Annotated in this window: 20 protein-coding genes; 7 read left to right on the top strand and 13 right to left on the bottom strand. The window is 58.6% G+C overall.

Annotation, left to right across the window (positions count from 1 at the left end):
• Positions 1 to 160: 160 nt before the first annotated feature.
• On the bottom strand, positions 161 to 1,207 hold the full coding sequence (locus tag M0412_RS07140) for a GGDEF domain-containing protein (RefSeq protein ID WP_269698214.1): 1,047 nt from the start codon (positions 1,205 to 1,207) through the stop codon (positions 161 to 163).
• A gap of 247 nt (positions 1,208 to 1,454) precedes the next feature.
• Between M0412_RS07140 and M0412_RS07135 the strand changes: the two genes are divergently transcribed.
• Together M0412_RS07135 and ndk are read left to right on the top strand one after the other, a co-directional pair.
• Positions 1,455 to 2,150 (top strand): glutathione S-transferase family protein, encoded by a 696-nt coding sequence (locus tag M0412_RS07135; RefSeq protein WP_269698213.1) that lies wholly within the window; start codon positions 1,455 to 1,457, stop codon positions 2,148 to 2,150.
• 103 nt (positions 2,151 to 2,253) lie between these two features.
• Positions 2,254 to 2,676: a nucleoside-diphosphate kinase gene (gene ndk / locus M0412_RS07130; protein WP_003502118.1), complete on the top strand. Its 423-nt coding sequence runs from the start codon at positions 2,254 to 2,256 to the stop codon at positions 2,674 to 2,676.
• Positions 2,677 to 2,935: 259 nt separating this feature from the next.
• Here the strand turns inward: ndk and M0412_RS07125 are convergent, their stop codons facing one another.
• Together M0412_RS07125 and M0412_RS07120 are read right to left on the bottom strand one after the other, a co-directional pair.
• A complete protein-coding gene (locus M0412_RS07125; RefSeq protein ID WP_269698212.1) occupies positions 2,936 to 3,448 on the bottom strand; it encodes a hypothetical protein in 513 nt (170 codons plus the stop codon).
• Positions 3,445 to 3,996 (bottom strand): CGNR zinc finger domain-containing protein, encoded by a 552-nt coding sequence (locus M0412_RS07120; RefSeq protein WP_269698211.1) that lies wholly within the window; start codon positions 3,994 to 3,996, stop codon positions 3,445 to 3,447. Before M0412_RS07120 ends, M0412_RS07125 begins: the two co-directional genes overlap by 4 nt.
• A 61-nt stretch (positions 3,997 to 4,057) precedes the next feature.
• Between M0412_RS07120 and M0412_RS07115 the strand changes: the two genes are divergently transcribed.
• Positions 4,058 to 4,954, top strand: coding sequence for a branched-chain amino acid ABC transporter permease (locus M0412_RS07115; RefSeq protein WP_269698210.1), 897 nt, complete (start codon positions 4,058 to 4,060; stop codon positions 4,952 to 4,954).
• A 58-nt stretch (positions 4,955 to 5,012) separates the two neighbouring features.
• Here M0412_RS07115 and M0412_RS07110 read toward each other — a convergent pair whose 3' ends face one another.
• The 5 genes from M0412_RS07110 to M0412_RS07090 all read right to left on the bottom strand — a co-directional run bounded on the left by M0412_RS07110 (position 5,013) and on the right by M0412_RS07090 (position 9,260).
• Positions 5,013 to 5,480: a molybdenum cofactor biosynthesis protein MoaE gene (locus tag M0412_RS07110; protein WP_269698209.1), complete on the bottom strand. Its 468-nt coding sequence runs from the start codon at positions 5,478 to 5,480 to the stop codon at positions 5,013 to 5,015.
• A gap of 4 nt (positions 5,481 to 5,484) precedes the next feature.
• The gene (moaD, locus tag M0412_RS07105) at positions 5,485 to 5,739 is read right to left on the bottom strand and encodes a molybdopterin converting factor subunit 1 (RefSeq protein ID WP_142839513.1); all 255 of its coding nucleotides are present in this window, start codon (positions 5,737 to 5,739) and stop codon (positions 5,485 to 5,487) included.
• Entirely contained in the window at positions 5,739 to 6,326 is a 588-nt protein-coding gene (pgsA, locus tag M0412_RS07100) for a CDP-diacylglycerol--glycerol-3-phosphate 3-phosphatidyltransferase (protein WP_046798832.1), read from the bottom strand. The genes moaD and pgsA overlap by 1 nt, the downstream gene beginning before the upstream one ends.
• 103 nt (positions 6,327 to 6,429) lie before the next feature.
• Positions 6,430 to 8,475, bottom strand: a complete 2,046-nt coding sequence (gene uvrC / locus M0412_RS07095) for an excinuclease ABC subunit UvrC (RefSeq protein WP_269698208.1) — start codon at positions 8,473 to 8,475, stop codon at positions 6,430 to 6,432.
• The gene (locus tag M0412_RS07090; RefSeq protein ID WP_269698207.1) at positions 8,472 to 9,260 is read right to left on the bottom strand and encodes an SDR family oxidoreductase; all 789 of its coding nucleotides are present in this window, start codon (positions 9,258 to 9,260) and stop codon (positions 8,472 to 8,474) included. Before M0412_RS07090 ends, uvrC begins: the two co-directional genes overlap by 4 nt.
• A gap of 350 nt (positions 9,261 to 9,610) precedes the next feature.
• On the opposite strand from M0412_RS07090, the gene M0412_RS07085 reads away from it, so the two are divergent.
• Positions 9,611 to 10,267, top strand: a complete 657-nt coding sequence (locus M0412_RS07085) for an outer membrane protein (protein WP_142839515.1) — start codon at positions 9,611 to 9,613, stop codon at positions 10,265 to 10,267.
• Positions 10,268 to 10,382: 115 nt separating this feature from the next.
• Here the strand turns inward: M0412_RS07085 and M0412_RS07080 are convergent, their stop codons facing one another.
• From M0412_RS07080 to M0412_RS07065, 4 genes are all read right to left on the bottom strand, one after another.
• Positions 10,383 to 10,979 (bottom strand): glutathione S-transferase, encoded by a 597-nt coding sequence (locus tag M0412_RS07080; protein WP_142839516.1) that lies wholly within the window; start codon positions 10,977 to 10,979, stop codon positions 10,383 to 10,385.
• A gap of 22 nt (positions 10,980 to 11,001) precedes the next feature.
• Positions 11,002 to 11,769, bottom strand: a complete 768-nt coding sequence (locus tag M0412_RS07075; RefSeq protein WP_269698206.1) for a ribonuclease — start codon at positions 11,767 to 11,769, stop codon at positions 11,002 to 11,004.
• 125 nt (positions 11,770 to 11,894) lie between these two features.
• Positions 11,895 to 12,284 (bottom strand): type II toxin-antitoxin system HicB family antitoxin, encoded by a 390-nt coding sequence (locus M0412_RS07070; RefSeq protein WP_161991170.1) that lies wholly within the window; start codon positions 12,282 to 12,284, stop codon positions 11,895 to 11,897.
• Positions 12,285 to 12,332: 48 nt separating this feature from the next.
• Positions 12,333 to 12,518 carry a type II toxin-antitoxin system HicA family toxin gene (locus M0412_RS07065; protein WP_269698205.1) on the bottom strand — a complete coding sequence of 62 codons (186 nt, stop codon included), beginning with the start codon at positions 12,516 to 12,518 and terminating at the stop codon, positions 12,333 to 12,335.
• 261 nt (positions 12,519 to 12,779) lie between these two features.
• Here M0412_RS07065 and M0412_RS07060 point away from each other — a divergent pair, with 261 nt between their 5' ends.
• Positions 12,780 to 13,727, top strand: coding sequence for a lysylphosphatidylglycerol synthase domain-containing protein (locus M0412_RS07060; protein ID WP_142839520.1), 948 nt, complete (start codon positions 12,780 to 12,782; stop codon positions 13,725 to 13,727).
• A 3-nt stretch (positions 13,728 to 13,730) separates the two neighbouring features.
• Here M0412_RS07060 and M0412_RS07055 read toward each other — a convergent pair whose 3' ends face one another.
• Entirely contained in the window at positions 13,731 to 14,594 is an 864-nt protein-coding gene (locus tag M0412_RS07055; RefSeq protein ID WP_269698204.1) for a 23S rRNA (adenine(2030)-N(6))-methyltransferase RlmJ, read from the bottom strand.
• Positions 14,595 to 14,622: 28 nt separating this feature from the next.
• Here M0412_RS07055 and M0412_RS07050 point away from each other — a divergent pair, with 28 nt between their 5' ends.
• Both M0412_RS07050 and M0412_RS07045 read left to right on the top strand, forming a co-directional pair.
• Positions 14,623 to 16,827, top strand: a complete 2,205-nt coding sequence (locus M0412_RS07050; protein ID WP_269698203.1) for a molybdopterin-dependent oxidoreductase — start codon at positions 14,623 to 14,625, stop codon at positions 16,825 to 16,827.
• Between the two features lie 11 nt (positions 16,828 to 16,838).
• On the top strand, positions 16,839 to 17,435 hold the full coding sequence (locus tag M0412_RS07045) for an NUDIX domain-containing protein (RefSeq protein WP_269698202.1): 597 nt from the start codon (positions 16,839 to 16,841) through the stop codon (positions 17,433 to 17,435).
• The last annotated feature ends 2 nt before the right edge of the window (positions 17,436 to 17,437 follow it).

Below are 17,437 nucleotides of genomic sequence, written 5' to 3'. Positions count from 1 at the left end.
GCCGAACTGCGTGGCCAAGGCAAGAGCGCCCGCGCCACATCGGATCATATATGGCGTTTGAAACGTGTCGGTTTAGACGGAATTGTCGGGCGTGCGCGCAAACTTTGGTTTTGCGCGTTTTTCGGGCGCAAAACCGCGATGCATTTTCACTGGAAGTGCTCTAACAGCCGAGCTGCGCCAGATAGCTGCTGCGGCTGTGCTGAGCCAGGTCCCGGGAATAACCGACAACACAGTTGCGCGTGCCGCAGCGTGCCGAAAGCAGGGCAAGTTCGGCATGGCTGAAAAATTCGGCGGGCGTGGCGGTGCCATCCACCGCCGCAACGCCGATCGAAACCGTCAGATGTTCGCCTTCGCCTTCGCTGGTCACGAAGCGCAGCGCCTCCACACTTTGCCGCAGCCTTTCGGCAATCGCTTCTGCGGTATTTTGCGAGACGTTGGCAAACAGAAAGGCAAATTCATTGCCGCCGACGCGGGCAACGAAATCGTCTTTCTTGATGGTCTTGCGGAAAAGTGCCGCAAACCGCCGAAGCGCCTTGTTGCCGGCGCTGGCGCCATATTTGCCATTGATTTCGCGGAAACGGTCAATGTTGAGCAGCATCAGCGAGGTGGCGGACGCGGCCTGATCGCCGGCGAAAAGGTCTGCGAGTTTTTCGAGGAAAGCCGCGCGGTTGGGAAGCGCCGTCAATGCGTCGCGCAGGGAACTTGCCTGCAATTCGGCCCTGCGTTTTTCAACTTCGCGGATTTTCATCAGCCCCATGGCGATGAAGTGCCTCAGGCTCGTCTGTTCCTCGTGAATGTCGCCCATCAATCGGGCGAGCCGCTCGGTTGCCGGCGGCTCCTGATGATTTTCCTCGGCAAGGCTGGCGATGAATGTCTCGGCCCGCTGCACGCCGGCTTCCAGCCGTGCTGAGATCTGCTTCAGCGTTTCGAAGGCCTCGTTGGCCATTGCCTCGGCCTCGATCTTTGAAAAGCCGGGCAGATTGTGTCTCTGGCCGATAATATCGATTTCATGCTGCTGCGGCGCGTTGCCAAGCGCCAATATATCGCGCCCCATGGCCGGGTTGTGCCCCGACAATATTTCGTAGATCAATTCGTAATTACGCGGCAGTGGAGCAATATTCATCTTGGCGATGAATTGCGTGATCTTGGTAACGACAAGACCGTTTTTTGACTGTTCGCGTTTTTTATCGCCAGCAGATGTCGTCACCGTCAGCCCCAAAAAGATAGTATTTATGGATTCATCGAAATATTCAGTATCCGAATGCGGCTATTCCTACACGCCACGGTTTAAAATAGACTAAACTCCTGGGATGTTTTTGTCGTCTTGATGCTGGAATTCGCGTTTGTCGGGGAGTGGACGGCTTTTGATCGATAACATGATTAATGCTGATTTGATTTCAGGCCATTGCCGTTCTTATATCGTTGTATCGATATAGCCAAAGAAGGTGCTGCCCATGACGAACTCCAGAACCTTGTACTCGCTGTGTGGAAGCGACATTTCCAGGCCGTTTTCTCCCCATTGCTGGAAAACCGTGCTTTCGCTGGCGCATAAGGGGCTGGATTTCGAGGAGCGCCCCTTGCCCTTCACGGTCATACCCACGGTTGAGGACGGTTTTTCGCGGACGGTGCCGATCCTGCGCGACGGCGAGCAGCTGGTGAGCGACAGTTTCGAAATTGCGCTTTATCTGGATGACGCCTATCCGGAGCGGTCGTCGCTGTTTGACGGGGAGGGCGGCAAGGCAATGGCCCGCTTCGTTGAAAGCTGGTCCCAGACGGTGCTTCACCCGGCCATCACCCGTATCGCCCTGCTGGATATCCACAATATGCTGGATGAGCCGGATCGCCGTTATTTCCGTGACAGCAGGACGAAAGCGCTTGGCCGCCCGCTTGAGGATGTAGCGTCGAACCGCGAAGCGGAAATCGCGGCCTTTCCGGCATTGCTGGCGCCGATCCGTCGCATGTTGAGCTTCCAGCCCTTTATCGGCGGCACGTCGCCGCTTTTTGCCGATTACATCGTGTTCGGGGCGCTGCAATGGGCAAGGATCACCACCGGCGCCGATCTGTTTTCCGATAATGACCCGGTGCGGGACTGGTTCGAAGGCTGCCTTGATCTCTATGATGCAAGAGGCCGCAGTGTGACAGCGGCGTGAAATGTCTCGCGCCGTTATCGCAATATGGTCGATCCCCCTTGTTTTCGGGCCTTTGGGCGGGTAAAGACCGCCCACTTTCTATATAGGAAAAGGAAACGGACACATGGCGATTGAACGCACATTTTCGATGATCAAGCCGGACGCAACCAAGCGTAACCTGACGGGCGCGATCACCAAGGTATTTGAAGATAACGGCCTGCGCATCGTCGCCTCCAAGCGCGTCTGGATGAGCAAGCGCGAAGCTGAAGGCTTCTACGCCGTTCACAAAGAGCGTCCTTTCTTCGGCGAACTCGTTGAAGGCATGACCTCCGGCCCGACCATCGTTCAGGTTCTGGAAGGCGAAAACGCCATCCTCAAGAACCGCGAAATCATGGGCGCCACCAACCCGGCCCAGGCCGCTGAAGGCACCATCCGCAAGTCCTTCGCGCTTTCCATCGGCGAAAACTCCGTTCACGGTTCCGACGCTCCGGAAACCGCCGCACAGGAAATCGCCTACTGGTTCGCCGAAACCGAAATCGTCGGCTGATTCAAAATATCAACGGCTTGAATCGCTGTTGCAGGCGATTGCACGAAGCTGTTGGAAAGACTCAAGGAAACGGAGCCGAAAGGCTCCGTTTTTTTGTTTTTGCTGACGATAAGGGGATACGGCACCCGCCTCCATCCTCATTCCTGTGCTTGTCACAGGAATCCAGCCGACGCGCGTATGCGCGGCGAGAGGAGTCTTTCAGCCCAACGACTTGGTCTGGCTAGATTCCTGTGACAAGCACAGGAATGAGGGAAGCAAATCACGACGCCGGACACCCCTGGGCCGGCCGCATATCCGTGGTACCGTCAGGTTTGAACACCTCCGGATTGGGCGTGTAGAGCGGCCCGACCACCAGCGGTTTGGCGGGAAGAAGCGACTGGTCCGTGTCGGAGTGGATCGTGGTCTCTATCGTCTGCAGAATATCGCCCTCCGGCCCCTTGATGCGGATGGTGACTTTATAGGGCCGATCCTGCTTCACGCACTCGACTGGCGGGCTCTGAACGGCGATCTTTTCGTCGGCTGGAAAAATCCTGTCGCTCGTCGTCAGGTCAGGACCACCACGGGGATTTTCGAATGAGGCCTCCACCGTGCTGCCGTCGGCGATGGGCGCGACGCGCTGCAGGGTCACCAGATAGGTGGCAATCGCCACGCGGTAATTGAAGACGAACATGCGGCCTGAAATCTTCGCGACCTCGCGCGGTTCGTCGCGCTGGCAGCCGGAGAGACCGAACGCGGCCACGACCGCCAGCAATGGAAGGGCAATCCTGTTCATGCCTGCGCCTCCTTTGTCCGGTGGTAGTGCCGGCTGGCTTTTTGCCGGTTGCCGCACACCGCCATGTCGCACCAGATCCGGCTTCTGTTCTTGCTGCGATCGATGAAGAGCCAGCCGCAATTGCCGCAGATCCGCAGCCGTTCCCGTGTCTCCCGCGCAAGCAGCGACAGGGCGGAATGGGCCGTGGCGTTGCCGAGGCTTTCGGCCGCCGGAAAGGTGCGCAAGGCCGTGCCGCAGGCGAAAAGAAGGTCCGCCAGCCTGGCGTCATCACCGCCAGCACCCAAGATCGACCAGCGAAAATAATCGTCGATCGCCTCTCGAAGTTTGAGAAGGATTGGCCGTTGCTCCGCTTCGGGTGCGTTGAGCGCGGGAAACCTGTCGCGCTCCGCGCCAAGCCGTGTCGATGCCTCGGCAAAAGTGGCAATCTGTTCGGGCACTGCAAAACGGTCAACCGATTTTGCGGCGTCCGAGCGCAGGATCACGCTATTGGCGACATCAAGCGCCAATGCGCCGCCTGCGAAACGATGAGCTGTCCAGCGAAAGGTCATGCCGCATATTATAACTGTCAAAACGTATTTTAACAGTTATAATAATAGGGGGAGGACGCGCATGGCTTATTTCCTGCAACAATTGCTGAATGCCGTGCCGGTCGCAGCCCTCTATGCGGTTCTGGCCTTCGGTTATGCCATCGCCTTTTCGGTCACCAAACGTGCCGATGTCACCTATGGTGCCATATTCGCCTTCGCCGGCCAGACCTGCCTGTTATTTGCCGATTTCGGCTGGAACCGGTTATGGCTGGTTCTGCCGGCCACACTGGCGCTTGGGGCGGGGGCAGGGCTGTTCGGCGGGTTGTGGGCTGCGGGTTTCGTCGGCAGGGCGGTGATGCGGCCGCTGGCGAAAGCCTCTCCCAATGCGGTGACGGTCGCCTCCATCGGCGTGCTTATTGCGCTTACCGAAAGTGCAAGGCTCGCCGCCGGCACAAGGCAATTGTGGCTGCCGCCGCTTTTGTCGCAACCGGTGCGCTTCTGGAGCGATGGCGGCTTTGCCGTGACCCTGACGCCAATGCAGATGCTGAACACGGCAGCGTTTGGACTGCTCGTCCTCTCAGGATCCGTTTATCTCGGCCGTTCCGCTTTCGGCAGACGGTGGAAAGCCGTATCGGATGATCCGCTTGCGGCATCGTTCTGCGGCGTAAATGCGGGCCGGGTATTCCTGCTATCCTATTGCGCGGCAGGATTTGTCGCCGCCATTGCCGGTGTGCTGGCCACTTTTTATTACGGCACCATGGATTTTGGTGCCGGCCTCGTCTTCGGCCTCAAGATCGTGTTGATTTCGGCAGCGGGCGGTTATGCCAGCCCGCTTATCTGCGGTTTGGGGGCGGCGGCCGTCGGATTTGCGGAAACCCTGTGGGCCGGTTATGGCCCGGTTGTCTGGCGTGATGCGGCGGTGCTGGCGCTTCTGGTCGGCTGGTTGATTGTCATGCGCAGCAGGGCGGAGGCGCCTTGAGGCATTTCCGAAAGCGGACTGCGGTTCTCCGCCCGGAAATGCGGGAAAAGGCGATGAATTACCGCCACTTGTCCTTCGCCGCATCGTCGGTTGTCTTGGCTGATACCCAGTCTCGCACCGCTCCGTCCCTGCCATGTTCCTTTTTCCAGAACGGGGCGGAGGTCTTCAGATAGTCCATCACGAAATTTGCGCCGTCGAAGGCGGCCTGCCGGTGGCTGGAAGCGGCAATGACGAGAACGATATTCTCGCCGGCAGCGATCTTGCCGTGGCGGTGGATGGCGGTGAGGCCGAGAAGGTTGAAGCGTTCGATGGCGAGTTCGGCGATGCGGGTGATTTCTGCTTCGGCCATGCCGGGATAATGTTCAAGCTCCAGCGCTGCCAGTGTTCCGCCGTCGTCGCGGCAAAGCCCGGTGAAGGCGACGACGGCGCCGATGCTTTTGTCGCGTTGCGTCAGCCGCCGGGTTTCGTCCGCGGCGTCGAAATCCTCACTTTGCACACGGATCGTCGGCTGCACGGCTTTCTGCATCCGCTCATCCCCCGGTCATCGGCGGAAAGAGACCGATCTCGCGCGCACCGACGATGCTTTCGTCATGCTCGACATGTTCCTGATTGACCGCAACGCGGATCACATCTGGAAATTCGAAGGCCGCCTCGTAATTTTCGCCACGGGTTATGAGCCAGGCGATCAGCTCACCGGCCGTGGTGACGGAGGAGGGGATGTCCAGCTCTTCCTCATCGGTGCCGATCTTCTCGCGCACCCAGGCGAAATAAACGATGCGTGTCATCAGTCTTCGTCCACGATGTGCTTGAGGCCGGCCTTGAAGTAATCATAACCGGTATACATGGTGAGCGCAGCTGCAAGCCAGAGAAGCGTAATGCCCATCTCCGTCGTATAGGGCAGGACCTTGTCACCCGCCGGACCTGCCAGCAGGAAGGCAATGGCGACCATCTGGATCGTCGTCTTCCACTTGGCGATGCGGGTGACGGGGACGCTGACCTTCAGCGCCGCCAGATATTCGCGCAGGCCGGAGACCAGAATTTCACGGCAGAGAATGGTGATGGCGGCCCAGAGCGACCAGCCGGCAATGGTGCCGTCCGCAGCCATCAGGAGCAGCACGGAGGCGACCAGCAGCTTGTCGGCGATCGGGTCCAGCATCCGGCCGATATTGGATGTCTGGTTCCAGATGCGGGCCAGATAACCATCGAGGAAATCGGTCAGCGAGGCGATGATGAACAGCCAGAGCGCCGTCCAGCGCGCGAAATCCGAGCTTTCCAGCTTGCCCTCGATGAAGAAGCACAAAACGATGACAGGAACCGCCAGAATGCGGCCATAGGTCAGAAGATTGGGGATGCTGTATGCGCGCGAAGCCATGGGAAACCTGTCAGTCAAAGATCAGCTGTCTTGATGCCGCCCCTGACGCATAGGGTCAACATGTGATTATGTTTTTTTAGCAGTTCGCCACGACGGTTCGGTATCAATCGCCGCCGCTCTCGTGGAAGTGATTGTAGATTTGCCGCGCCACCGCCTCGGAAATGCCAGTGACGGCCATCAGGTCGTTGAGGCCGGCACGCGAAACGGCCTTGGCAGTGCCGAAATGCTGCAGCAGCGACCGCTTGCGACCGGGGCCAATGCCTGAGATTTCATCCAGCGGATTGCGTATCATTTCCTTCTTGCGCCGCGCCCGGTGCGAGCCGATGGCGAAACGGTGGGCTTCGTCCCGCATGCGCTGGATGAAATAGAGCACGGGATCGCGCGGCGGCAGGGAGAAATCGCTGCGTCCATCCGCGAAAAAGCGTTCGCGGCCGGCATCGCGATCCACGCCCTTGGCAACGCCGATGGCGGTCACACAGTCACGAATGTCGAGTTCATCAAGGATGGCGCGCACCGCCGTCATCTGCCCCTGACCGCCATCGATCAGGATCACGTCCGGCCAGCTGGGGAAAGGCATGTCGGCCGCTTCCTCCGGTGTGGGTGTCCGCTCGCGGTCCGGCTTGCCCTCTTCCTTCAGCAGGCGTGAGAAACGGCGGGTCATCACCTCGCGCATCATGCCGAAGTCGTCACCCGGGGTGATGTCGGTCGATTTGATGTTGAACTTGCGATATTGATTTTTCACGAAACCTTCCGGCCCCGCCACCACCATGCCGCCCACGGCATTGGTGCCCATGATATGCGAGTTATCGTAAATCTCGATGCGGCGCGGCACATAGGGCAGGCTGAAGGTTTCTGCAAAACCTTTCAGCAACCGTGCCTGCGAAGAGGTTTCCGCCAGCTTGCGGCCATGCGCCTCGCGGGCATTGGCAAGAACATGGTCGGTAATGTCCTTCTTCTCGCCGCGCTGCGGCACGCTGATCGTGACCTTGTGGCCGGCTTTTTCGCCGAGTGCCGCGGCCAGCAATTCCTGTTCCTCGACGGTTTCGGACAGCAGGATCTGCTTCGGCACCGGCTTGTCGTCGTAAAACTGCGCAAGGAATGCGTTGAGGATTTCCGAGCCGGGCAGGGAAGGGTCCGCCTTCGGGAAATAGGCACGATTGCCCCAGTTCTGGCCGGTGCGGAAAAAGAACACCTGAATGCAGGAAATACCGCCTTCGTGGTGGATGGCGAAAACATCCGCTTCCTCGATGCCGGCCGGATTGATGCCCTGATGGCTCTGGACATGCGAAAGCGCCGCCAGCCGGTCGCGATAGACGGCGGCGCGCTCGAAATCGAGATCCTCGGCCGCCTCGTTCATCTGCCGCGCAATAGCGGTCTTGACGCTCTGGCTTTTGCCGGACAGGAAATCCTTGGCTTCCTTGACGAGTTCCTCATACCCCTGATCGCTGATCTCATGCGTACAGGGGCCGGAACAGCGCTTGATCTGGTACAGAAGACAGGGACGCGTGCGGGTCTCGAAAACACTGTCGGTGCAGGTGCGAATCAAAAAGGCGCGTTGCAGCGAATTGATCGTGCGCCCCACTGCGCCGGCCGACGCAAAGGGTCCGAAATAATCGCCCTTGCGCGCCCGTGCACCCCGGTGCTTAAAAATCGCCGGGGCACGATTGTCGGCGGTGATGAGAATATAGGGAAACGATTTGTCGTCACGCAGAAGCACGTTAAAGCGCGGCCGCAAGCGCTTGATGAGGTTGGCTTCCAGCAGAAGCGCCTCTGTCTCCGTGCGGGTGGTGACGAATTCCATATGGGTGGTGAAACGCACCATCTGGGCGATGCGATTGGAATGCACGCGGCCCTGAGCATAGTTGCCCACACGCTTCTTCAGCGAGCGCGCCTTGCCGACGTAAAGAACGTCGCCCGCCTCGTTGAACATGCGATAGACGCCCGGCGAGTTGGGCAGGTGTTTGACGAATTCGCCGATGAGGTCCATGCCCTTCAGGCCGGATTCATTCTTCCAGCCCGCATTCCAGTCCATGCCCACGGCGTCGCGCGGAGCCTCCGCCACTTCTGTCGCGGCAAGGCTTGCATCGTCGTCTTCATCGTCGGTTTCATCGAAGAGAATACCGCCATCAGGCAGCTTCTTTCCGTTCATTCAGGTATCTCCGCCACGTCAGGGGTTTCCCAGCCAAGGTGCTGGCCGCCGTCGAGCGCGATCATTTGTCCGGTGACCGACGGCGTATCGTAAAGAAAGCGAATCGTCCGCCCGAACTCATCCGGGGCAGGACCACGCTTTAATATAAGGCCGTCGATCTGCGCCTGAAAGTCCTCGGGCGCCTGTCTTTCGCTTTTGAAGGAGGGACCCGGCCCGATGGCGTTCACCCGCACACGCGGCGCAAAGCTCTGCGCCATCGTTCGTGTCGCAGTCCAGAGGGCGGATTTCGAAAGCGTATAGGAATAGAAACGGGGTGTGAGCGCCAGCACGCGCTGATCGATGATATTGACGATCAGACCGGATTTGTCCTTCGGCAATTGCTCGACAAAAGCAGCGGCGATGAGGGACGGTGCCCGCACATGCACGGAAAAATGTGCATCGAAGATCGCCGGATCGGGTTTGTCCGCACTGTCGTCCAGAAAAACCGAGGCATTATTGACGACCACGCCGATGGGGCCGAGGGCGGAAGCTGCCTGTTCGACAAGCGCCATGGTTGGCGCAGATTGTGTCAAATCCGCCTGAACGGCAACGGCCTTGCCACCGTTTTGCCTTATTTCGTTAGCGAATTCCTCGGCCTGCGCCATCGATTCATTGGCATGGACGGCAATCGCAAAGCCATGGGCGGCCATATCGGTGGCGATTGCCCGTCCAAGCCTTCGGGCGGCTCCGGTTATCAAGACTGTCTTTTGTATATCTTCTTTCACGGCGGACCTGCATTTGCTCATACATGCCCTATGTGCTGGATATAAATGCAAATCGCAAGCTGTCCATCAGCCCTAAAAGAATTGGGCGATTTTTTATTCGCAATGCAATTTTGATTTAATTTAAATATAACTAAGTTTAAAGCCGATCTATTGCTGATTAGGCTTCTGTTAGGGTTAATAAAACCCTTGTGGCAATTAGGCAACGTCTAATTCTAGTCACGTGTCTGCCCCAAACAATTCACATTTTGGCTCTTTGATCTCCGCATTCTCCCATCAAGTTCAGTTTCCAGAGGGGCGATTAACCCGACGATTTTTACACCGCGTCTGAAAACAATGTTTTGAGTGCAGAGCGGTCCTGAAAGGAGAATAGCATGCGTATTTTCGTAGCAACCCTTATGGCTTCGACCATGGCAGCTGCCGGCTTTTCGGCTGCTCACGCCGCTGACGCCGTAAATGAAGTGCCCCAGGCACCGGTGTCCTACGACCAGCCCGCACCGGTCAAGGATTGGTCCGGCGCTTACCTCGGTGGTACGGTCAACTATGACTGGGGCCGTTTCAGCTCCAGCAATGACGGCCGTGACGCCAAGGGCTTCGGTGGCGGCCTCTACGGTGGTTACAACATGCAGAGCGGCCAGATCGTTTACGGTGCGGAAGCAGACGTGAACCTGGGCGACGAGAAGGGCTCTGCCGGTACGGTTGCCGGTCGCGCCATCGAAGGCAAGCAGGGCGTCAACGGCTCGCTGCGTGGCCGCGTTGGTTACGACATGAACCCGTTCCTGCTCTATGGTACGGCCGGTCTTGCTGTCTCCGACAACAAGGTTCGTGACGCGACCTCCAAGGACAGCGCCACCGCCCTCGGTTACACCGTTGGTGCCGGTGTTGAAGCCATGGTGACCGACAACATCACCGCCCGTCTGGAATATCGCTACAGCGACTACCAGAAGAAGGACTACGGTCTCGACTCCGGCGCATTCTCGCGCGGTTTCGACGATCACTCCGTCAAGGCCGGTATCGGCGTCAAGTTCTGATCCTTCACGGATCGGTCAAGGAAAAGCCGGGGCGCAAACCCCGGCTTTTTTGTTTTTGTTCTTGTGGGTTGCCGAGAGCGCCCGGCGACCTGGCCGGGCACTGTTCCGCTTCGCCTCAGGCGGCTGCCTTCATTTCCGCATAGGCTTCGAAACGCTTGCCGAAAATCTCCGGCCATTGTGCCAGCGCATCGCGGCCTTCCGCCCATTCACCGGCAAAACGCAGGTCGAGATAACCGATCATGGCTGCCAGCGCGAAATGGCCGCCATGCAGCTTCTTGCCGGTCTTGGGCAGGTTGGCGTTCAGATGGTCGAGGCCCCGGACCACTTTTTTCCACTGCTTGTCGATCCACGGTTGATGGATCTTGTCCTCCGGGCGAAAACGGCGCTCGTAAACGATGGCCAGGAGACAATCCATGATGCCGTCGCAAAGCGCTTCCAGAATTTCCGCTTCCGTGCGCTTGCCGTCCTTTTTCGGGTAAAGCTTGCCGCCCGAAAGACGGTTGAGATAATGCATGATCGCGACGCTGTCATAAACCGAGCCGCCGTCATCCAGCAGCAGGACCGGGATCTTGCCGAGCGGATTATTCTCCATCAGCGTTGCGGGCTCGGCGCTGGCGTCGACGCGCACATCGGTAATCTCGATGCCGAGATGGCGGGCGGCCATGCGCACCTTGGCGGAATAGGGGGAGGCGGGCGAATAAAGCAGTTCCATGGTTGGGTCCTATGGGGTTGAATTAGCGTATGGGGATGATTTCGGTGGAGCCGGCGCGGCAGCCTTTGCGGTCAAGCTCGGGGCAGTCGCGAAATGTCATGTCCCTGTTGAGGCAGATGCGCACTTCTTCCAGGCGCTTTCCATCACAGCTGATCGAGATGCCGCGTTTCGACAGGCCGGGATTGGCGTCGGTGAAGGCGGTTTCGATGGCGTCGGCGGAAAGGGTGGCGGCTTGCGCGCCCGAGGCGATCTTGCCAGGCAGCGTTACGGCTTCAAATGCGGCCCGCGTCACTGAAAAATAATCTTTCTGCGACAGGCCGGAACAGGAGCCGTGTTTGCGCCACTGGTGGCCGATCAGACCCATGGAGGGCATGATATCGAACATGCTGCGGCCGATCGCGTCTGGCACACGGTCCGGTTCGCTGCTTTTGCAGAATTCGGGATAACCGTTTTCGTTTTGCGGCCAGAGCCCATGCACGACGAAACCGTAACGCCTGTCGCTGCGACATTGCTGGCGATTGCCGGAACCTTCTGAACTGGCGCAGAATGCCGGCGACCAGGATAATGATAGCACGTAAAAATCAAAACCCGTGCCGCGAGGGGCGGGGTTGTTGCCTGCATGCTGTTGGGATGCCTCGCGTCGAGGTGCGTCTGGATTTCCAGCGGGCTGTGATTGCGATTGTGGCTGGCGGCTCGGATTGGAGCTGGTGGGAACGGTTCGTCCCTGCGCAAACCACAGCGCGGCAAGCGACAGAATACCGAAAGCGATGAAACCGGCATAACGATTCATTCCGTGCGCGCTCTCCGGAAAGTGGATGACCTCACATCGCCTGAAGGCGACAAAGCGGTCTTACATCAACTTGTGAACGGGGCAAATGTTGTTTCGTGTGAGCTGCCAATACTTCCCACAATCCCTCAGCCGCCCATCTGCGCAATACGTCGCGTCATCCAGTTGACGTAGCTGGTGCGCGTCATCTTGCGTCTGGTGGACTCCTTGTCAATGAAATCGAGAACGTCGGCGTCAAGCATCATGTTGGCACGCACGGGTTTTCCCGCAAGACGAATGAGTGGCACACTCGTCAACATGCTTCCCCCAGGCACGGATACTTCTTCGAGCGCGCTGGGTTCTGCCAGAGGCGCGTTGTCTCGCTCCATTTCAAGCGCGTAATCGCGCAGGGCTTCTTCGGCGTTGATAATCGCTTCGTCTATGGTTTCACCCATGGCGACCACGCCGTCCATATCCGGAAAGACCACGCCATAAGCGCCTTTCTCTCCATCTATAAGTGCGGGATATCTGACAGTCATTTCGCAGTTCCATAGGTCGTTGAACATTGGTTTTTCGCGACGGGAACGTTAAGTGTTCCACCCGGCCTTCTTCGCAATGGAACCCGCCACGCCGGGACTGAGTTGACGGTGCCTCGGCACCTGTACAAATCCCTTTTCTGGGTGGCGATAGATGTCGTGGGCAGCTCCATGCCGGTCGAACGCCCAACCTTCTTCTTTCAGCCGCTTGATGACTTTAGCAGCATTTGTTTCCATTAAATCTCCGCTGTGCATATATTTGCACTCGCAATCGGAAAGGTCAATTTCTGCTGTGCATATATTTGCACGATTACAGCCTTGTGAATGCTGCGTGAGGACCACGTGGGGTAGGAGTGTGACACGGCAACAAATGGTGACAGGCAATTTTTTGTGAAAAGGTTGAAAGCTTCGCCGCATAACGAATAGACTCCGGCGAATCTTCCGCGAAAGACGGAAGGAGGCTGGGGTGAAGCTGGAGGAAATAGGCGGCATGACCGCATGAGATTTAAGAAATATATCTGGCCCGTCGTTGGTCTGGCGACGATCGGGTTTTCAGCCTGGCTGCTTTATCATGAGCTGCGCGGTCTTTCGCTTGATGATCTCTGGGAAAGCTTCATGGCCATCCGTGTGCGGGACTGGGTGTGCTCCGGCATGGCCACACTGCTGGCCTATGCCGCGCTTGCCGGCTACGATCGCATTGCGCTCCAGCATCTCGGCCGCAAGGTGAACTGGTTCTTCATCACGCTCACCTCGTTTACCACCTATGCGCTTTCCCACAATGTCGGCGCTTCCGTGTTTTCCGGCGCCGTGGTGCGCTACCGGGCCTATACGTCCAAGGGTCTGAGCGCTGCCGAGGTCGGCGTTCTCGTTGGTCTTTGCTCCTTCACCTTCATCATCGGAACCATCATGCTCATCGGCATGGTGCTGCTTTACGAGCCTGACATCACCGAACGCTTCACCGGCATCCTTCCCGTCGAGGCCTCCACGACAACAGGCATCCTGCTGCTTGTTATCGTCGGCCTTTACGTGCTTGGCAGTCTCCTGAAACTGAAACCGCTGAAAATCCGCTCGTTTTTCCTGCCCTATCCGGCACCGAAACTGGTGGCGCAACAGCTGGTCATCGGGCCGATCGAGCTGATCGGTGCGGCGGGCATCATCTATTTTGCGCTGCCGGAGGCCGGAAATCCCGGTTTCATGATCATCCTCGGGATATTCCTGATTTCGTTCTCGGCGGCGCTCATCTCGCATGCGCCGGGCGGGCTTGGCGTGCTGGAACTGGTCTTCGTCACCGGTCTGCCGGATATGAACCCGGCGGACGTGATCGCGGCGCTGCTGGTTTTCCGGCTGTTCTACCTCATCATTCCGTTCATCATGGCCCTGTTCGTGATCCTGTTCTTCGAGCGGTCACAGCTTGCAGAGGCGCAGAAACGGGAAGGATTGAGGTAATCCTCAGTCCTCCTCAGACTTTTCCTCGCCGCGCAGCCAGAAGGCGCGGTGCGAGGCATAGCGGTCCTGCGCCATCACCGTTTTCAGGAAGGGCAGGAGCGTGTGCAGCTCGTCCTTTAGCGTATAAGGCGGGTTGACGATGATGAGGCCGGAGCCGCTCAGGCCTTCCAGCCGGTCGCTTTTCACGGAAAGCTCGGCGCACAGCATTTTCGGAATGTCGAAGGATTGCAGCCGCTCGTGAAAATCCTTGATCGGCGCACCCTTTTTCAGCGGATACCACAGGCAATAGGTGCCCGTGGAAAAACGCCGATAGGCCTTGTTCAGACCATCGGCCAGCCGCTGATATTCGTTTTCGAGCTCGAAAGGCGGATCGACAAGGACGAGGCCTCGTTTTTCCTTGGGCGGCAGATGCGCGCCGAGCGACAGCCAGCCGTCCAGCTCGGTCACACGCACCTGATAGTCGCCCTCGAAGAGACGGGATAAAGCCCGGCTATCGTCCGGATGCAGTTCCATGGCCGAAAGCCGGTCCTGCGGACGAAACAGCATGCGTGCGAGTTTCGGCGAGCCGGGATAAAAATGAATGCCGCCCGCCGGATTGAGCTCCTTCACCGCGGTGAGATAGGGTTCGAGCAGTTCGGCGATGGGGGCGGGCAGGTCGGCCTCCACCAGCTTGCCGATGCCGGTCTGCCATTCGCCGGTCTTCTGCGCCTCTTCCGAGGTAAGGTCGTAAAGCCCGATGCCGGCATGGGTATCCAGCACCCGAAACGCCTTGTCCTTGTTCTGCAGGTAACGCACCAGGCGGGCAAGAACCGCGTGTTTGAGAACATCCGCGAAATTGCCGGCGTGATAGATGTGGCGGTAGTTCATGGATGTGTCTCGCTTGCAAATGGCCAGGATGAATATTCTTGATGGACGTCACTTCGGCCTTTTGGCCGCAACATTGATGCAATATACAAAAGCCATGAACGTTGCGACCCCGATCTCCGCTGAAAAAGCCGCCACCAAGGCCGAACTCCGTATCGGCCACACCGTCTGTCCGCATGACTGTCCGAGCGCCTGCGCGCTGGAGGTCGATATCAACGCGGAAGGCCGTATCGGCCGCGTGCGCGGCGCCAATAGCAATACATACACCGCCGGCGTCATCTGCGCCAAGGTGGCGCGCTATTCCGAGCGCATCTATCATCCCGGCCGTTTGCTGACCCCGAAGCGCCGCAAGGGCGAAAAAGGGGCGGGTGACTGGCAGGAGATTTCCTGGGAAGCGGCGCTGGACGAGGTGGCGGATGCTTTCGTCAAGGCGGAGGCCCGGCATGGCGCCGAGGCCATCTGGCCGTATTTCTACGCCGGAACCATGGGGCAGGTGCAGCGCGATTCCATCGAGCGATTGCGCCACGCCAAGAAATATTCCGGCTTTTTCGGCTCGATCTGCACCAACATGGCCTGGACGGGTTACGTGATGGGCACGGGTGCGCTGCGTGGTCCCGATCCGCGCGAGATTGGCAAGGCCGATGTCGTCGTCATCTGGGGCACCAATGCGGTCGCCACGCAGGTCAATGTCATGACCCATGCGGTCAAGGCCCGCAAGGAACGCGGCGCAAAGATCGTTGTCGTTGATATCTACGACAATCCGACGATGAAACAGGCCGATATGCGCATCGTTGTTCGCCCCGGCACGGATGCGGCGCTCGCCTGCGCCATCATGCACATCGCCTTCCGGGACGATTATGCCGATCGCGATTATATGGCCCGCTTTGCCGACGATCCGGCCGGTCTCGAAGCGCATCTGAAGACAAAGACGCCGCAATGGGCGTCGGAGATTACAGGCCTTTCCGTTGACGAGATCGAGGATTTCGCAAGGCTTGTCGGCACGACGAAAAAGACGTTCTTCCGGCTGGGTTACGGTTTTGCCCGCCAGCGCAACGGCGCGGTCGCCATGCACGCGGCCCTGTCGATCGCCACCGTGCTCGGCTCCTGGCAATATGAGGGCGGCGGCGCGTTCCACAATAACGGCGATATTTTCAGGCTCAACAAGGCGGAACTGATGGGCACGGCCTATGCCGACCCCGATGTGCGCCAGCTCGACCAGTCGCAGATCGGCCCCGTGTTGACGGGCGATGCCAATGCGCTGCGCCACGGCGGCCCGGTGACGGCGCTGCTCATCCAGAACACCAACCCCGTCAACGTGGCGCCCGAACAACGGCTGGTGAAGCAGGGTTTCCTGCGCGACGATCTTTTCGTTGCCGTGCACGAGCAATTCATGACCGAGACGGCTGATGTGGCCGATATCGTGCTGCCGGCCACCATGTTCCTCGAACATGACGATATCTACCGCGCCGGCGGCCAGAACCATATTCTGCTTGGGCCCAAACTTGTCGAGCCGCCGGAAACGGTGCGCACCAACCTCTTCGTCATCGAGGAACTGGCGAAACGCCTCGGCGTCGATCATATGCCCGGTTTCGGCCTTTCGGCCCGCGAGCATGTCGACCGTATGCTGAAAGTCAGCGGCTGGGGTGATTTCGACACGCTGGCGGAGGAGAAGTGGATCGATGCGCAGCCGTCTTTCGAGGTAGCGCATTATCTCGAGGGCTTTGGTTATGGCGACGGAAAGTTCCGGTTCAGCCCGGACTGGGCAACGGGGCCGTCTCCGAACAAACCGCCGAAAAATATCGGTGTCATGGGGCCGGTATCCGAGTTTCCGAAATTCCCGGATCAGGTGGATGTCATCGAGACCGCCGACGGGGATCATCCCTTCCGGCTGGCGACATCGCCGGCCCGCAATTTCCTGAACTCCACCTTCGCGGAAACCAAGACCTCCGTGCAGAAGGAAGGCCGCCCGGAATTGATGATCTGCGCCGAGGATGCCGCCGGTCACGGTATCGCCGATGGCGACGTCGTCCGCATTGGCAATGCACGCGGCCAAGTACGCCTCCATGCGAAGATTGTTGAGGGTGCCAGGCCAGGTGTGCTGATTGCCGAAGGTCTGTGGCCGAACAAGGCGCATCTGGATGGCGAGGGTATCAATGTTCTCACCGGCGCCGATGCCGTTGCCCCCTATGGTGGCGCGGCTTTCCATGACAACAAGGTTTGGCTGCGCAAAGACTGACGGGACATGGAATGAGCAAGTTCGACAATGTGAAGATTGAAATTCTGAAAGACGAGACGCTCTCGAAGAACTGGTACCATCTCCGCAACATCACCTATGATTACACCAATTCGAAGGGTGAAACGAAAGTCATCCGGCGTGAGGCCTATGATCGCGGCAATGGCGCGACCATCCTGCTTTACGATCCGCGCCGCGAGACGGTAGTGCTGGTGCGGCAGTTTCGCGTGCCCACTTACGTGAACGGCTATCACGGCTGGCTTCTGGAAGCGCCCGCCGGCCTGCTGGATGGTGACGACCCGGCCGAGGCCATTCGCCGCGAAGTGATGGAAGAAACAGGATATGTCGTAAAAGACGTGCGGTTTCTGTTCAAATCCTTCATGTCGCCCGGTTCCGTGACCGAAATTCTGCACTTTTTTGCCGCCATCATCGATTCATCGGATCGGGTGGAGGAGGGCGGCGGTGCCGCACATGAGGACGAGGACATCGAGGTTCTGGAGTTTTCACTGGCGGATGCCATGAAGATGATAGAAACCGGCGATATCTGCGACGGAAAGACGATCATGCTGCTGCAATGGGCGGCCCTGAACAAATCGTCCCTCACCCTGTGACG

The sequence above is a fragment of the Agrobacterium sp. O3.4 genome (assembly GCF_041414895.1).
Lineage (GTDB): Bacteria > Pseudomonadota > Alphaproteobacteria > Rhizobiales > Rhizobiaceae > Agrobacterium > Agrobacterium cucumeris.
This window is presented reverse-complemented; position numbering and strand designations above follow the sequence as displayed.

What these genes read in the sequence shown, in the direction of transcription:
- M0412_RS07135 (WP_269698213.1), top strand. Translation starts at nt 1,455, where the DNA reads ATGACGAACTCCAGAACCTTGTACTCGCTGTGTGGAAGCGACATTTCC.
- ndk (WP_003502118.1), top strand. Translation starts at nt 2,254, where the DNA reads ATGGCGATTGAACGCACATTTTCGATGATCAAGCCGGACGCAACCAAG.
- M0412_RS07125 (WP_269698212.1), bottom strand. Translation starts at nt 3,448, where the DNA reads ATGAACAGGATTGCCCTTCCATTGCTGGCGGTCGTGGCCGCGTTCGGT.
- M0412_RS07120 (WP_269698211.1), bottom strand. Translation starts at nt 3,996, where the DNA reads ATGACCTTTCGCTGGACAGCTCATCGTTTCGCAGGCGGCGCATTGGCG.
- M0412_RS07115 (WP_269698210.1), top strand. Translation starts at nt 4,058, where the DNA reads ATGGCTTATTTCCTGCAACAATTGCTGAATGCCGTGCCGGTCGCAGCC.
- M0412_RS07110 (WP_269698209.1), bottom strand. Translation starts at nt 5,480, where the DNA reads ATGCAGAAAGCCGTGCAGCCGACGATCCGTGTGCAAAGTGAGGATTTC.
- moaD (WP_142839513.1), bottom strand. Translation starts at nt 5,739, where the DNA reads ATGACACGCATCGTTTATTTCGCCTGGGTGCGCGAGAAGATCGGCACC.
- pgsA (WP_046798832.1), bottom strand. Translation starts at nt 6,326, where the DNA reads ATGGCTTCGCGCGCATACAGCATCCCCAATCTTCTGACCTATGGCCGC.
- uvrC (WP_269698208.1), bottom strand. Translation starts at nt 8,475, where the DNA reads ATGAACGGAAAGAAGCTGCCTGATGGCGGTATTCTCTTCGATGAAACC.
- M0412_RS07090 (WP_269698207.1), bottom strand. Translation starts at nt 9,260, where the DNA reads ATGAGCAAATGCAGGTCCGCCGTGAAAGAAGATATACAAAAGACAGTC.
- M0412_RS07085 (WP_142839515.1), top strand. Translation starts at nt 9,611, where the DNA reads ATGCGTATTTTCGTAGCAACCCTTATGGCTTCGACCATGGCAGCTGCC.
- M0412_RS07080 (WP_142839516.1), bottom strand. Translation starts at nt 10,979, where the DNA reads ATGGAACTGCTTTATTCGCCCGCCTCCCCCTATTCCGCCAAGGTGCGC.
- M0412_RS07075 (WP_269698206.1), bottom strand. Translation starts at nt 11,769, where the DNA reads ATGAATCGTTATGCCGGTTTCATCGCTTTCGGTATTCTGTCGCTTGCC.
- M0412_RS07070 (WP_161991170.1), bottom strand. Translation starts at nt 12,284, where the DNA reads ATGACTGTCAGATATCCCGCACTTATAGATGGAGAGAAAGGCGCTTAT.
- M0412_RS07065 (WP_269698205.1), bottom strand. Translation starts at nt 12,518, where the DNA reads ATGGAAACAAATGCTGCTAAAGTCATCAAGCGGCTGAAAGAAGAAGGT.
- M0412_RS07060 (WP_142839520.1), top strand. Translation starts at nt 12,780, where the DNA reads ATGAGATTTAAGAAATATATCTGGCCCGTCGTTGGTCTGGCGACGATC.
- M0412_RS07055 (WP_269698204.1), bottom strand. Translation starts at nt 14,594, where the DNA reads ATGAACTACCGCCACATCTATCACGCCGGCAATTTCGCGGATGTTCTC.
- M0412_RS07050 (WP_269698203.1), top strand. Translation starts at nt 14,623, where the DNA reads ATGAATATTCTTGATGGACGTCACTTCGGCCTTTTGGCCGCAACATTG.
- M0412_RS07045 (WP_269698202.1), top strand. Translation starts at nt 16,839, where the DNA reads ATGAGCAAGTTCGACAATGTGAAGATTGAAATTCTGAAAGACGAGACG.